Annotated in this window: 11 protein-coding genes and 2 riboswitches; of the genes, 2 read left to right on the top strand and 9 right to left on the bottom strand. The window is 37.5% G+C overall.

The window, feature by feature from the left end; translation table 11 throughout:
• From gcvH to F8153_RS05715, 6 genes are all read right to left on the bottom strand, one after another.
• Positions 1-390 carry a glycine cleavage system protein GcvH gene (gene gcvH / locus F8153_RS05740; RefSeq protein ID WP_151865413.1) on the bottom strand — a complete coding sequence of 130 codons (390 nt, stop codon included), beginning with the start codon at positions 388-390 and terminating at the stop codon, positions 1-3.
• A 26-nt stretch (positions 391-416) separates the two neighbouring features.
• Positions 417-1,523, bottom strand: coding sequence for a glycine cleavage system aminomethyltransferase GcvT (gcvT, locus tag F8153_RS05735; RefSeq protein ID WP_151865412.1), 1,107 nt, complete (start codon positions 1,521-1,523; stop codon positions 417-419).
• A gap of 106 nt (positions 1,524-1,629) precedes the next feature.
• Positions 1,630-1,702, bottom strand: a riboswitch (glycine riboswitch).
• A 3-nt stretch (positions 1,703-1,705) separates the two neighbouring features.
• A riboswitch (glycine riboswitch) is annotated at positions 1,706-1,803 on the bottom strand.
• 251 nt (positions 1,804-2,054) lie between these two features.
• A complete protein-coding gene (locus F8153_RS05730) occupies positions 2,055-3,587 on the bottom strand; it encodes a M14 family metallopeptidase (RefSeq protein ID WP_151865411.1) in 1,533 nt (510 codons plus the stop codon).
• A 79-nt stretch (positions 3,588-3,666) separates the two neighbouring features.
• On the bottom strand, positions 3,667-5,550 hold the full coding sequence (asnB, locus tag F8153_RS05725) for an asparagine synthase (glutamine-hydrolyzing) (RefSeq protein ID WP_151865410.1): 1,884 nt from the start codon (positions 5,548-5,550) through the stop codon (positions 3,667-3,669).
• Between the two features lie 82 nt (positions 5,551-5,632).
• Positions 5,633-6,787, bottom strand: coding sequence for a C39 family peptidase (locus F8153_RS05720; RefSeq protein WP_207707693.1), 1,155 nt, complete (start codon positions 6,785-6,787; stop codon positions 5,633-5,635).
• Positions 6,788-6,823: 36 nt separating this feature from the next.
• A complete protein-coding gene (locus tag F8153_RS05715) occupies positions 6,824-8,815 on the bottom strand; it encodes an amidohydrolase family protein (protein WP_151865409.1) in 1,992 nt (663 codons plus the stop codon).
• 277 nt (positions 8,816-9,092) lie between these two features.
• On the opposite strand from F8153_RS05715, the gene F8153_RS05710 reads away from it, so the two are divergent.
• Both F8153_RS05710 and F8153_RS05705 read left to right on the top strand, forming a co-directional pair.
• Positions 9,093-10,148, top strand: coding sequence for a branched-chain amino acid aminotransferase (locus tag F8153_RS05710; protein ID WP_330577753.1), 1,056 nt, complete (start codon positions 9,093-9,095; stop codon positions 10,146-10,148).
• 344 nt (positions 10,149-10,492) lie between these two features.
• Entirely contained in the window at positions 10,493-11,104 is a 612-nt protein-coding gene (locus tag F8153_RS05705) for a superoxide dismutase (protein ID WP_151865407.1), read from the top strand.
• 111 nt (positions 11,105-11,215) lie between these two features.
• Here the strand turns inward: F8153_RS05705 and F8153_RS05700 are convergent, their stop codons facing one another.
• The 3 genes from F8153_RS05700 to F8153_RS05690 form a co-directional block, all read right to left on the bottom strand.
• A complete protein-coding gene (locus F8153_RS05700) occupies positions 11,216-12,898 on the bottom strand; it encodes an ABC transporter permease (protein WP_151865406.1) in 1,683 nt (560 codons plus the stop codon).
• A gap of 3 nt (positions 12,899-12,901) precedes the next feature.
• Entirely contained in the window at positions 12,902-13,690 is a 789-nt protein-coding gene (locus F8153_RS05695) for an ABC transporter ATP-binding protein (RefSeq protein ID WP_151865405.1), read from the bottom strand.
• 159 nt (positions 13,691-13,849) lie between these two features.
• A complete protein-coding gene (locus tag F8153_RS05690) occupies positions 13,850-15,055 on the bottom strand; it encodes a sugar ABC transporter permease (RefSeq protein WP_207707692.1) in 1,206 nt (401 codons plus the stop codon).
• Positions 15,056-15,057: the final 2 nt, after the last annotated feature.

Here is a 15,057-nt window from a genome sequence, read left to right as displayed (position 1 = left end):
TTACTCCTCCTTATCGCAGAATTCTTGATATTCCTTGGCATTCATTAGGTTTTCAAGCTGGCTCTCATCACTTAGTTCAACTTTTATAATCCAGCTTTCATAAGGCTCTCTATTTACCATATAGGGAGAATCCTCCAGCTCTGTATTGGTTTCAAGGATTTTACCACCGACAGGCATTAAAGCATCGGAGGCAGCCTTAACGGATTCTATAACACCAAAGGTTTCCCCTTCTGTGAATTCATCCCCCACCTCTGGCAACTCTACATAAACAATTTCTCCTAATGCATGCTGAGCATGGTCAGTAATTCCGATATAGGCATTACTACCCTCCACCTTTACCCACTCATGATCCTTTGAATAAAACAAACCCTCAACAACCTTTGACTTCATTATAAATTCCTCCTTATTTTAATTTTTTATTTTTTATATTGCTTTGTATAAAATTTTCTACTAACAACCTTCCCTTTAGAAGGTTTATTTCTAAGTAGGATTTCTATCGTAGTTCCTAGCTCTGCATATTTGATTTCAACCATTGCTAAGCCAATGGCTTTCTTTAGGGTTGGCGATAAATAACCTGTGGTTACAAAACCAATCTTTTTATCCCCATCCAATACATCATATCCATGTCTAGGAATTCCTTTATCCTCCATCTCGAAGCCCACAATCTTTCTTGTTAGCCCCTCAGCCTTCTGCTTTACTAAGGCGTCCTTCCCTATAAAGTGATCTTTATTTAGTTTTACAAAGTATCCTAAACCCGCTTCTAAGGGAGTAATGTCCTCCGTCATTTCATTTCCATATAAGGGCAGATTTGCTTCGAACCTTAGGGTATCCCTTGCTCCCAAGCCGGCTGCCTTAATACCTAAATCCCCACCGGCCTTCATGATGGCATCCCAAACCTTTTCGGCATCTTCATTTTTTAGGTAGATTTCAAAGCCATCCTCTCCGGTGTAGCCAGTCCTCGAGACTAAGCATTCTGCTCCCTCAATGTTAACCTTTTCATTAAAGTAAAAGAAACCAATTTGAGATAAGTCTACATCTGCAAGCCTTTGAAGAAGCTCCTCTGCCTTAGGTCCTTGAAGGGCCATTTCAGCTGTAATGCTTGATATATCAGAAATATCTACATTATAGCCTTCCCTATTCTTGAATATCCAGTCGAGGTCCTTTTGGATGTTCCCGGCATTAATAACCAATAGGTAATGGTTTTTATGATACTTATACACCAGTAAGTCATCCACAATGCCCCCATGGGGATAGCACATTAATGTATAAAGGATTTGAAAATCCGCAAGAACCCCTATGTCATTGGTAACCAGGTTTTGTACAAAGGCCGTGGCATCCTGACCTTTGATCTCTACTTCTCCCATATGGGATACATCAAAAATTCCAACATGATTTCTGACAGCTTCATGCTCTCCAGATATACCCTCATATTGTATAGGTAATTCCCATCCGGCGAAATCCACCAGCTTTCCACCATGTTTTTTATGACTTTCGTATAAGGGTGTTCTTTTTAATTCTGCCATTGCATCTACCTCCTTTAATATTTCCTTATATTTGTTAATTTTCCAACTATTTTGTTGTATTAAAAAAGGAATATAATAGCATTATAATTTGTTTGCCATTATACTCCTCTGTATTTAGCCTGAGAGCTTCTACATAAATTATGTATTTCTCCTATGGCGCCTATTAGGACTCTCCAGAGCTCCATCCAGAAGCGGTATTTTTGCCTGAAAGTTTCTATAAGAGCTGGCACTCTTATATTGCATCTTCGGCTATCCTTAGGATATCTCCCGCCACCATCATTTGGATTTATATGAACTTATGCTATACCATTCTCACTTACTATTATAATTTAATTTTAGAAATATTTCAACAATTGATAAAATGTTAACATCTCCTTTCATAATTTTTGAAATCGTCTAAATATTATAATAAATGTTGTTTATGAACTTTTATTTAATAATACCTATAAATGAACTAAAAAATCTGCTTATAGTTTACCCACAAAAATAAAAATACCACACATTTTATGTGTGGTTTGGCTACTATGTTAATTATTTATTGTCAATATCGACTGTTACATGAAAAATTTCTTCTACTAATTCTACGGATATATATCCCTTTTCCTGAAATTCCATTACTGAGGCTTCATTACCAATCAGCTGGTGATTGAAATAGGCCAATCCCTCATGAAGGCTTAGTAATAACAAATCAGCATCCCTTTGACCTACTATAACTTTAATTTCATCGTAATAATTGGTGTCATAATTAAAGGCCTTCAGAATATCTGTTGCCATAAGATATTGATCACCCTTATACCTTAATATAGTTGGGCTACCATTATATTCTACCATATCTCCATTCTTCTTATGGTGAACTTTGATGGTGGCTTCCTCTAAGAATGGCCTACCCTTCTCTTGAAATACAATATTCTCGCCATTAAGAATGGTTATATCTCGATCCTTGGATAAATGCTTATTTATAAAGGCCATAGCATCCTCTTGCCTTTTAAAGTATTGATAGGTTTTACCATCCACCATAACCTCTAGTGAATATTCAGCCTTAACCTCTATGGCTTCTTGAGCAAGCAATAGGGGTAAAGCCCTTGCCGGTAAATAGATTCTATCAAAATCCTCTTCGGTATATGCTCTATAGGCAAACTCCATGGTAAAGGAGGGCTTTTTTAGCTCTACTGCAGTCCAATCTGCATAACCTGAATAGCTCCTAAATCCTTCTGGGATATGATTAATGACAGGCACTGGTCTAAAAAAGGTTAAATTTGCAATTTTACTTGTTAAATCCTTCACTTCTTCCAAATCTTCTCCCTCTTGATACTTATACCAATAGATTTCCAGACCCTGGGTGTGGTAGGCTGTAAAGTTCATAAAGGGGTTCTCTATCGATAGCTTCTCTAAAGCCTTTACCTCCGGCTCTGAGTGGGGGCTAAAACCCTTAAAATGGGCATCTGCCGGACCATCAATGTCGAACTTAGAGGGTTCATTCCAGCCAAAATCCCATTGTCGATTTAAATCCACCCCTCTAATGTTGGACTTCCACCTTAAATTGGGAACAAACCATTCTGAAGCGGGATGCTCCTTAATTTCCTTAAGATTTTCAGCTACCTCAGGGTTCCTTATGGAGTCTACTCCATCAATGGTGTAATCTACCCCATCAGGGTTCACCATAGGTACAAAATAGATTGTTACCTGATTTAACAGCTCCTTTACATTATAGCCATCAATTTTTGACTCCTTTTCATAGGCTATAGATAAGTCCTCTATATTTTTAAGAATCATATTGGTGGTAATTCTTTCTCTAGCATGAAAGCTGCCATTTATATGGATTAGGGTGTCGCCCTTTCCCAACTTGGCTAGGAGGATGTCTCGCTTATCCACTGATTTACCGATGGTTTCTACCTCAATTAATTCAGGATACTGCTTCTCTAGCTCCTGTAGGTTGTTGACCATTATTTCATAGGTGATGGCTTCATAGGGATTCACTATGTTATAGGATTTTGATGAGATTGCAAAGGTGTTAATCATTAGGAGTATAACAATCAAAACGGATAGGATTACTATTCTTTTCATTTTTTTCCCCCTTTTGCTTCAAAGCAACAATTGACAGACTATAAATTCATACATTAGTCTGCCAATTAGTATTTTAATATTAACTTACAGAGATTTCATCATGAAAGGAATCTACCTCAACAGGCGTTTCTTCAAAGTACTCTTTATGCCATATTAGGAACATGTAGACCGTCCAGATCTTTCTGCTATTATCTACCTTACCATTATAGTGGTCATCCAGAAGCTTTATTAGTTCATCAATGTTAAAGAATTTTGCTGCAGCTGAAGAAGCAAATGCATCCCCAACCACCTTATAGTATTTCTCTTCCTTTAGCCATACCCTTATGGGTACTGGGAAGCCTAGCTTTGGTCTATTGGCCACCTCTTTAGGAATCTTTCTTAATGCTGCCTTTCTTAAAGCAACCTTGGTGGTTTCCTTGTTAATTCTGTATTCTAAGGGCAGCTGAGATGCAACCCGCCAGACCTCTTTATCCAGATAAGGTACCCTTAACTCAAGGGAATGGGCCATACTCATTTTATCTGCCTTCAATAGAATATCACCGGTTAACCACATATGCAAATCCAAAAATTGCATCTTTGTTATATCATCCTTGTCTGCAACCTTATCATAAACAGGGCCTGTTACCTCCTGGGGAGAATATTGATTAAAGGCCTTTTCCTTCATAATTTTATTTCGCTCATCCTCTGTAAACATATAAGCATTCCCAATGAATCTCTCCCTAAGTTCCTTGCTACCTCTAATAAAGTAGTTTCTCCCCTTTATGTTAAAGGGAACAGCAGCAGCCATTTTACCAAGAACAGTTCTTATAGGCTTTGGCATAATGGTTAGGGGTTTTAAGCTTAAAGGCTCTTGATAAATTCTGTAGCCACCAAACAGCTCATCGGCTCCTTCGCCGGACAGAACTACCTTAACATGCTGGCTTGCTATCTGACTTACAAAGTATAGGGCTACAGCTGCTGGGTCTGCCAAGGGCTCATCCATGTGATATTGAACCTTTGGTAAGGTTTCCCAGTACTCTTCGGGAGTTATGATTTTATAATAGCTTTCTATTCCAATTTTATCTGCCATTTCTAAAGCATCATCCACCTCATTGTAGGAGGAATGGCCAAAGCCAACGGTAAAGGTTTTGTCGCCATTAAAGGATGCTGCAACATAGCTGGAATCTATACCACTGGATAAAAATGAACCCACTTCTACATCACTTACCATATGGGCCTTAATAGAGTCTTGAACAATCCTTTCAACCTCGTCAACGGTCTCTTCAAAGGAAAGCTTTTTAGAAGGATTACTAAATTCTGCTTGCCAGTATCTTTTGATTTCTAACTTCCCATCCTTTAGAATAAAGTAATGGGCTGGTGGTAGTTTATAAACCCCTTCAAAGAAGGTCTCCGCCAATGGAGAGTATTGAAAGGTAAGATAGCTTTGCAGGGCAGTTAAATTAACCTTCTTATCTATGGAGGGATGTTCTATAATACTCTTTATTTCAGAGCCAAATACAAAGCTTCCATTTACATTTCCATAGTAAAAGGGCTTAATCCCGAAAAAGTCTCTACCACCAAATAGGGTATCGGTATTTTTATCCCATATCACAAAGGCAAACATTCCCCTTAGATATTGAAATAGCTCTGCACCATATTCCTCATAGCCATGGAGTAATACCTCTGAATCGGTTTTAGTCCTAAATTGATGACCCTTCTCCAATAGATCCTTCTTTATATCCATATAATTGTATATTTCACCATTAAATATTAAAGCTTTGGTTTCATCTTCATTAAAGATGGGTTGTTGTCCCTCTGCCAAATCGATGATGCTTAATCTTCTAAAACCTAGGGCAACCCCTTTATCAACATAGCTTCCAGCCTCATCTGGCCCTCTATGAATAATCTTGTCCATCATCCTATTTATAATAACTTCTTTGTCCTCTACCTGCAGTTTATCTGCGAAGCCACATATACCGCACATAAATAATCCTCCTATATATGAAATTGGTCTTTTTCTTCACAAATACAGTATAACACTTTTATCTAGTAAAAGCATTTTGTTTTTATTGTTCTTCAGGAGGTAGAATGCTATGCAATTCCTCTCCTTCTGGTATATAGGATACAGCTTGCTGTCCCATTTGTATCCAAGCCGCCTCAAAATTGCTTCTATTAATTTTTCTATTTGCCCCATTATATAAGGGATCATTTATATAAATATATTTCTCATCGTATCCAGTAATAATAACAGCGTGCTGTCTATAGGTAATTTTAACTGGGCCTGTTGGAGTTTCCCATACTTGAAACTGATTGTTTTCTAGCTCTTTATAGCGGGTATTGGTTATGACCCAGACGGGAATTTCCTTATTCACAAAGTATAACAAATCCCCAAAGCTCCTCCCTGTTAGATTAACCGTTTGCCCAGGCATATATTCCTCAAGGAGCTTTAAAATTGGACCATGATAAACTCCATAGCCAGGGTTTTTGAGGGAGTACATGTCTCCAACAAAGCCATCATTGGGATTTCCAAAATAGGTTTTACCGTTGATTCTTTTGAAGGGGGTTGGGTCTTTTAGGATTTCCCTTGCAAGGGTCATCTTATCTACATCTATTCCTGCATACTGTAATAGCATAGCTAGGCTTGTAACCTCACAGCCCCTTGGCAACTGAGGATATTGTTGTATTAGAGGAACCTCAAAGTTGACTTTTCCCTTCAATTTATTATCAAAAATCCTTGTCTGTGGTTTTTCCATTACCGTATTGATACCACTGACATCTGTAACTGCTCTGTTCTTATAAAAGCCCTTAATATAAACTGTGGCAAAGGCGCCTTGTCCCATTATTAGTAACAGGCATATAAAAATTACTGCCCTCTTTAAATTGGTTGATGTGGTTTTAGCCTCTGGCACCTCTAATATAGGATCTAAATAGTCAGTTACCATTATATCCCTTTTTAGATCTTCTATTCGATTTTTCTTTTCGGCAAGGGTTTTTTTGTTTAAATAACTGGCCTTATCCCGAGGTTGTTTTTTCATATGGAGGAAGTTTTCCTGCAGAGTAGACAATACCGGATGCTGATGGCCTAGCTTTTTACTGGCTATAAGCAGCAAATTATTGGCTTCCTTTACTGCTTCATTATGATAACCTAAATAATAAAGCCTGAAAACCTCATCGTTAAGCTTATTTAATTCCTGCAGAATAACAGCTTCTGTATTTTTCATGGCCTTCCCCTCTTAAAAAGGTCTATTATAATTGAACTACTTTCCTTTATTTTTAAAGCGGTTATAGGGAATAATTGCTACCCCTAACAATAATATAGCAATGGCAATCATGAAGAAATAAGAAGGTCTACCATCTTCCCCTATATCTTCTTTGTTCTCTTCCTGTTCTTCTTTTTCTTCTGTATCAGCTTCATCCTTATCGACAGCAGGAGTCCTGTCTGTTGTTGATAAAAATAGATTGTTTTCTTCTGCTTCAACATCGTAATCTAAGGATAAAACCTCCATTAAGGCCTTTAAGGATACATAAACCTGACCCTTGTAAAGGATTGGTTCATGACTTAAGCTCATTAAAACCTCTCCGTCATAGGCAGATCCATTTCCTACCTCCAACTTGATGTTTTCATCAATAAATATCTCCCCATTGGCCTCTACCCTTAAGGACTTTTTGATAGGCTTCAGTGCCGTAATTGGTAGATATACAATATCATTAAGCTGGTAAGCATCTTGTGTACCAATTAATTCTGTGGCATCTAAGATAATATTATAGGGTATTGGCTGGTTTTCTTCTGATTTATCAACAAAATAGGACTTAATAGGTTGGCCTGGCTTTACATTTTTAACAAGGCCATCTAGGTTTTTAACGATGGTTCCATTTACAATTACATATTCCACACCTTCAGAGGGTAGGCTTGGCTGACTAACCGTACTTTTGTCGATAATAGTCTCTGGATTAAATATGGTAATATCTGCATCAGCTCCAACCTCCAAACGGCCCTTCCTCCTCATGGCAGGAGCAACACTTTCCAACCTCTGGGCAGGCATTAGGGAGGTCTTCTTAATAGCCTCCATCATGGTTATCGCCTTTTGCTGTCTAACATATCTACCAAAAAGTCTTGCATAGTTTCCTGCCCCCCTTGGATGATCGTTCCCACCAGAAATAATGGTATCACTACCGATCATTACATAGGGACTCTTTAGAGCCATCAATAATTCCTCTTCCGGCATTGAACCATGGGCATAGGCCAACACCCCAGCTATTGCTCGATATTTAGTGAAGCTTTCCTTTGTTAGCCGCTCTTCAGTTCCTGCTATTTGTAGGTCATTGTAGGTAATTCTAAATCTTTCCTGCCACCCCTCATTAAATCTTGCAGAGGATAAATAGGTGGCCCATCCATCATATACATATATATCAGTGGTGATATCCAAACCATTGGCAACACCATCCTCTATCATCTGTAGAGCTTCGTCCATATAAAAGGTACCTCCGGTGCTGTTGATGTGCATTATATGAATGGCTGCTCCCGTTTCTTCAGCATAATAGATAACCTCTTCAATCCCCTTAGGGCCATGATTTGGTGGCTCTGAGCTTGAATACCTTAAATGATAAAAGGTGGGAACATCATATTCCTTTGCAAGATGTAGCAAAGAAATAACCTCTTCCCTCTGAATACCAGGGACATATTCAAAGCTAAAGGATATTCCCAAAGCTCCTGCCTCTATATTTTTTCGTGCAGCGGCTATTAGCTTCTCTATGTCACTTTCGTTGGTCATGGTGGCATATATGCTACTACCTACAATGGGCCAACGCATTCTGGTAATAAAGGAGGAAGCTCCATAGTTAACCGCTAAGCCCCTACTCTCCCAATTCTTATACCATGCCTCAGCATTCTCTGTTCCACCATGCATTAATAGATTACTTGTTACCCCATCCAAAATTTTAAGAGGTATACCAACGGAGTTGGGCTCATAGGAAATTAAATCTATAAAGCCCGGGGCTACAATTAATCCCGTTGCATCTATTACTTTTTTACCTTTTATTTCATCCTTGGTGATTCTTACAATAGAACCATCCTCTATGGCAAGATTATATCCCTCCAGCTGGTGCTCAGTGGACGGATTCATAATGGTACCATTGTTAATTACAATATCGTATTCCTCTCCGGTTACTGCTTCTGCATACTCTGTAGGGATTAAAATACCCGCAAATAGTAATAACATTAATATAATTGCTCGAATCCTTCTCTTCATCTAACGAAACCCCCTTGAATAGTTCATAATCTTCTATATTGAACATATATCGTAAATATAGTTTTTACTGCTATTATTTATTTTACCATAATTCTATCTTTTTCGCTTTATTTTGATGCATTATGTCGATAAGAGGTTGGACATTTATTAAGGATATTTGATATCAACAGCTTAGTCATTTATTATTCACAATTTTGTAAATATTACAACTTTTTAATAAGGGTCTATAATTTATATTCTCACAAATCTTCTTATGATATAATGAGTTTATAGATATATCGGCATAGACAAAAAATATGTTAATTGGAGGGATTCCATGAGTAAGAATATCGAGTGGGGAAAGCTGGGCTTTGCCTATATGAAAACAGATTTCCGATATGTTTCAAGATGGAAGGATGGCAGCTGGGATGAGGGTAAGCTTGTTGAGGATAATAACTTAACCATCAGCGAGTCTTCAACAGCCCTACACTATGGACAACAATGTTTTGAAGGCTTAAAGGCCTACAGAACGAAGGATGGAAAAATTCAACTATTTAGACCTGATGAAAATGCTAAAAGATTAATTAATAGCTGTACTAGAGTAATGATGCCCGAAGTACCGGTTGAAAAGTTCATCGATGCATGTAAGCAGGTGGTTAAGGCCAACGAGGACTTTGTTCCTCCTTACGGATCAGGGGCTACCCTATACTTAAGACCCTTTGTCATTGGTGTTGGGGATAACCTAGGAGTTAAGCCTGCTCCAGAATATATTTTCTGTGTATTCTGTGTGCCAGTAGGCCCATATTTCAAAGGAGGAATGGCTCCTGTTAACTTCATTACATCAGATTTTGATAGAGCTGCGCCCTATGGAACTGGAGCTGCCAAGGTTGGTGGAAACTATGCTGGAAGCTTATACCCCCATCAATTAGCCGTTAAGAAGGGTTTTGCAGATTGTATTTATCTAGACCCAATGACCCATACCAAAATCGAAGAGGTTGGAGCTGCCAATTTCTTTGGAATCACTAAGAACGATAAGTTTGTTACCCCTAAATCCCCTTCTATTTTACCAAGTATTACGAAATATTCTTTAATGCACATTGCTAAGGAATACCTTGAAATGGAAGTTGAAGAAAGGGATGTATTGGTTGATCATTTAGATGAATTCAAAGAAGCAGGTGCATGTGGAACAGCTGCTGTAATAACTCCAATTGGTGGGATACAGCATAAGGATAAATTCCATGTTTTCCATAGCGAAAAAGAGGTTGGGCCCGTTACTAAAAAGCTTTACAACACCCTTTACGGAATTCAATTTGGAGATGTAGAAGCTCCAGAGGGATGGATTGTAGAAGTATAATTGTTTTTATGAAAGCTGCCATTAAAATTGGCAGCTTTTTTTATTTAATAGTTGTTCATTTGGTACAAACAAAATGACAAAATATTCGTATGTATAGGTGAAGCATTGAAAAAAGACTGAGGGGGTACCCTATGAAAAGAAAATTAAAGACCTTAACAATCTTGTTGATGTTGATTACTTTGCTACATGGTTGTGGAACATACAAAACAGATAAAACCGAATGTGTCTAAATATTTAAACTTTAGTTGATAATGATTATTAATATCTTTAAAGGGTATATCCATAATAAGAAAATTTACCGTAGTAGTACGGATCAATAAAACCATAATAAGGAGGAAATATTTATGACTTACAAATTACCTAAATTAGATTATTCATATGATGCTTTAGAACCCTATATTGACAAGGAAACCATGGAAATACACCATTCAAAACACCATCAGGGCTATATAAACAATTTAAATGCTGCCCTAGAGGCCCATGAATCCTTTAAGAATATGGAGATTGAAGAGCTTTTGCAATCTTTAGATAAATTGCCTAAGGAAATTTATTGGGCCGTTAGGAATAATGGTGGTGGCTATTATAACCACGATATTTTCTGGAAGGCAATGTCACCCAATGGTGGTGGAGAACCAAAGGGGGAGCTTTTAGAAGAAATTAAGAAGGTTTTCGGTAGCTTTGAGGAATTCAAAGACAGCTTTACCAAAGCTGCTGCAACACGCTTTGGTAGTGGTTGGGCATGGTTGATTATCAATAAAGAAAACAAGCTAGAGGTGGTTTCTACCCCTAATCAAGATAGCCCTATCATGGAAGGTAAAAAGGTTCTAATGGGAATTGATGTTTGGGAGCATGCCTATTATTTAAAGTTTCAAAATAGACGACCAGATTATATCAAGTACTGGTGGATGGTAGTGAATTGGGATTATGTTAGTCAGCGGTATAACACTTTAAAATAGTGTTGCCTATACACAGCTCCTTTCTATCAAACTAATATGAAGAGACCTCGCCCCCCGAGGTCTCTTCAGTCTATTAAAAACCCATCATATTCCACTGATACATCGAAAAACCTATTCCTCTATTGCTATTGTTTCTTCTTCCCTTTTTATTCTAAGCTTATTCATCCCAACCATCCATGCAAATAAAATCGATGATATGGATACGAGGATATAAATCCATAAAGGTATGCCCCTGGATACAAAAAACCAGTGAACTAAGGTCATTATTCCACATAGGAGGCTAGTACCCATAAATACACCCATACTATTATGCTTTATTGCATCAAAGTTTTGACTAAAGGGCATAGCCTTATTTCCCATTATTAAAATAATGATCATCATTAGAATGGTATTCAATAAAATTAAGAGTATATCAGGTAGTATCCTTAATCCATAGATGGCGGTAAAAATTACAGTGATCACTAGATATATAGGGATAATTAGCTTCATAATAAAGGCCTTTAGGGCCCCCTTATAGATTTCTACGGGTTTGTTGATGGGGAGCATATTGTATATCCAAGCTGCTTGATATTTTTCTGTGGTACTGATCATTGCTGATGATGTTGCCAGTATAGCAGCAGAGAAATATATGTATAAGAAGGTGTTCCCCCCATTTATTGCGGCTAAACTTTCCCGCAGACCTTTAGTGAAGCTGATACTCCTCATTAAAAACACTAAAGGCATTAGGGCCGCCATAGCGATGCTCGGATAAAGCTTTAGTTTTAATGCCCTCTCATTTGTCAGCATATCGTGGGTAAATTTATAGAAAATTTTTTCTTCTCTACCCCTACAAATGATGTTGGCAATGATATTCTGTCTTTTACGTCTACTAGCTACTACCTTTTTCTTTTTGGTTGTACTGGCATTTAACTTCTGGAGCTTTTCCTCAAAAAATTTGGCCACTTTACCATAATAGATGCTTAGTAAAATGATTGGGATAATGATGCCGAAAGCTCCAACAACCAAGAAATAGCCCTCTCTGTTGCCCTCTAAAATAATACTGTAGGGTGCAGCAAACCAAGAGGATGGAAGGAAGTAGCTCCACCAGGTAGGGGTGAAATTGATATTAAGATCAAAGATTTCAAAGGCCTTTCCTATTAGCTGATAGATCATAAAGGATACTGCTGCGAGGAAGATTTGAAAATAATTAATAATATCCTTTAGCCTTTCTCCATCAAAAAAGTGAAGGATTATGTAATATAGAATAGAAGTAGAGAAAATTACAAAAGCTGCCATTAATAGCATTTGTGGAGGATAAAGAATTGCAAAAATCAATCCATGCTTAAAGCTACCAATTAATAAACCCGGTAGAGATATTGCAAAAATGATCTTCAATAAATAAATATAGATATGAGTTACTTTAGCAGCATTATAGGTTCTTATATCTATAGGCTTAGGTAGTAGGATATTTTTTTCAACAATATCTAAAAGCACCGATGAGTAGTCAGAAATCATGACAGTCATAATCATAAATATTACCATACCAAAGTATATATTCATTTTAAAAAATAATGGAAAGGGCAGCAAAAGAAATATCGAAATGAAAAAGCCTATCAAAATATACATGAATAAAGACTTTGTAAACATATCATCATTTTCCGGTTTATTATTGCTATTCAGGATGGTTGGCACCCTTCTTTGATCCATAGTCAGCTTAACCTGTAGAATTTTTCGCATAATCCTATAGTCTACCCCAAAGCTTTTATAAATTCCTGAAAAAAGATCTACAACCCTTAAGGTTTTATAATTTTCCATTGGCTACACTCCTTGCAATACTCTAACAAACTCTTCAGCTATTATTTTATGCTGATTAAAGCCCGTTAGTTGATTGAAGATTTCCTCTAAGGAGGCATCAAAGTTCTTTTCCTTAAGCTCTCCAAAGGTGCCATCAGCAACATTTTCACCATTATTTAACAATATGATTCTACTGCTGATTTTTTCAACAACCTCCATTATGTGGGATGAATAAAAAATGGTTTTCCCCCTGGCAGCCAGCTCCGCTAGGATTTCTTTAAAAATCATTACACTGTTGGCATCCAACCCGTTTAGGGGTTCATCTAAAAACAAGATATCGGGATTATGTAAAAGGCTGGCGATAATCAAGAGCTTTTGCTTCATCCCCTTTGAAAAGGAGGTGATTCTATTGTGGTAGGCATCTTTAATCTCAAAGAGTGCCATAAGCCTCTGGGCTTTATCATCTACCTCTTCCTCCGTCAAGCCATAAATCTCCCCAATAAAAGAAAGATACTCTCCAGCCGTAAGGTTATCATAAATTTCAGAGGTTTCAGGAACGTAGCCTATTCTCTTCTTATACTCCATAGACTTTCCATCAATATTTTCTCCAAAAATTCTAATATCCCCTTTATAGCCTCCAACAATCCCCAACAAGATCTTTACCGTTGTACTCTTTCCAGCACCATTGGGCCCTATATAACCGATTATTTCTCCTCTTATTACCTCAAGATTGATGCCCTTTAAAACCTCCTTGGATCCATAATTCATTTTTAGATCCTTTATACTCAGTATGGGCTCCCTTTTTATATCCATGGTTCCATCTCCTTATATGTAAATCTCTGGAATATTATAACATAGATTGATTTTTATAAAAAGGATTAAAAAAAAAATAAAGGCAGCTAACTGTTTCTGACCATCATTGCGATAATCTCAAATCAGCTAACTGCCTCAAAGTGGAGGAATTATTAGTAATTATACTTCCTTTTTACGGGAGGATATATCAATCCAAACTGCAATTAATAAAACCAAACCCCTTACAATTAATCTTTGGGTTGTACCTACATCTAGTAATAGCATTCCATTATTTAAGGTTGACATCACAAGGGCTCCAATTATAGCCCCAATAATGGTTCCCTCTCCACCTAGGGTACTGGTACCCCCTATGATGGCGGCAGCTATAACATCTAACTCCATACCTACTCCTGCAGAGGCAGCTGCTGACCCTACTCTAGCAGTATAAATGATTCCACCAATGGCTCCTAAAATACCAGATGAAATAAAAATCCATAGGGTTCTGTGTTTAATATTGATACCAGATAGCTTAGCTGCTTCTTTATTTCCACCAATTGCATATACATGGCGACCAAAGGTGGTCTTATTGGTAATAAAGGTATAGACACTGCCTATCATCATAAGAATTAAAATTGAGTAGGGAATTCCCAAATAAAAAGCCATTACAGAGAATATGGATGAAATTAAGGATATAACCAGTATAAGCTTTGCGACAAATAGTGATTTAGGTAGAATATCAAAGCCATATTTCTTCCTTTCCTTACGATTGGAGAATTCCATCCAAAGGTATGCTGCAATTACCAGAACCCAAATAATAACCGTTGCATCATGGGGGATCATATCCTTTGGTGTACTTTGTAAAAACAAGTTTGGTAAATAGCCTTGGCCAATCTTATTAAAGTCAATACTTGTGGTTATAGTTTCTCCCTTTGTTACCCCCAGCAGTAATCCATTTAGAATCATCATGCTTGCAAGGGTAACAATGAAGGCAGGAACCTGTCTGTAGGCTACCCAATAACCCTGCCATAGCCCAACTAAAGCTCCCACCCCAATAGTTATAAAGATAGCGGAAAGGATACCCAACCCGTAATGGGCTTGCAAAAGTGCTGCTATCGCCCCAGTGAAACCAACAACTGCCCCTATCGATAGGTCGATATGTCCTGCCACAATAACCAAAACCACTCCACAGGCAAGAACAGCTATATGGGCAGTTTGAAGGAAGAGCGTAGAAAGATTCCTTGGTGTTAAGAAAAACTCACTTAGAGTCGAAAAAATAATCATTATACCAATTAATGCGATAAACATTGTATATTGTCTTATATTATTTCTAAGAGAAAGCTTAATAATTTCCATTGGCTTATTATTAGCTCCTTCTTTGCTAATCATAA

It is taken from the genome of Alkaliphilus serpentinus (assembly GCF_009017255.1).
Taxonomy (GTDB): Bacteria; Bacillota; Clostridia; order Peptostreptococcales; family Natronincolaceae; genus Alkaliphilus_D; species Alkaliphilus_D serpentinus.
This window is presented reverse-complemented; position numbering and strand designations above follow the sequence as displayed.

Bases quoted from the DNA above. Each gene is read 5' to 3' on its own strand.
- gcvH (WP_151865413.1), bottom strand. From the start codon at position 390: ATGAAGTCAAAGGTTGTTGAGGGTTTGTTTTATTCAAAGGATCATGAG.
- gcvT (WP_151865412.1), bottom strand. From the start codon at position 1,523: ATGGCAGAATTAAAAAGAACACCCTTATACGAAAGTCATAAAAAACAT.
- F8153_RS05730 (WP_151865411.1), bottom strand. From the start codon at position 3,587: ATGAAAAGAATAGTAATCCTATCCGTTTTGATTGTTATACTCCTAATG.
- asnB (WP_151865410.1), bottom strand. From the start codon at position 5,550: ATGTGCGGTATATGTGGCTTCGCAGATAAACTGCAGGTAGAGGACAAA.
- F8153_RS05720 (WP_207707693.1), bottom strand. From the start codon at position 6,787: ATGAAAAATACAGAAGCTGTTATTCTGCAGGAATTAAATAAGCTTAAC.
- F8153_RS05715 (WP_151865409.1), bottom strand. From the start codon at position 8,815: ATGAAGAGAAGGATTCGAGCAATTATATTAATGTTATTACTATTTGCG.
- F8153_RS05705 (WP_151865407.1), top strand. From the start codon at position 10,493: ATGACTTACAAATTACCTAAATTAGATTATTCATATGATGCTTTAGAA.
- F8153_RS05700 (WP_151865406.1), bottom strand. From the start codon at position 12,898: ATGGAAAATTATAAAACCTTAAGGGTTGTAGATCTTTTTTCAGGAATT.
- F8153_RS05695 (WP_151865405.1), bottom strand. From the start codon at position 13,690: ATGGATATAAAAAGGGAGCCCATACTGAGTATAAAGGATCTAAAAATG.
- F8153_RS05690 (WP_207707692.1), bottom strand. From the start codon at position 15,055: ATGATTAGCAAAGAAGGAGCTAATAATAAGCCAATGGAAATTATTAAG.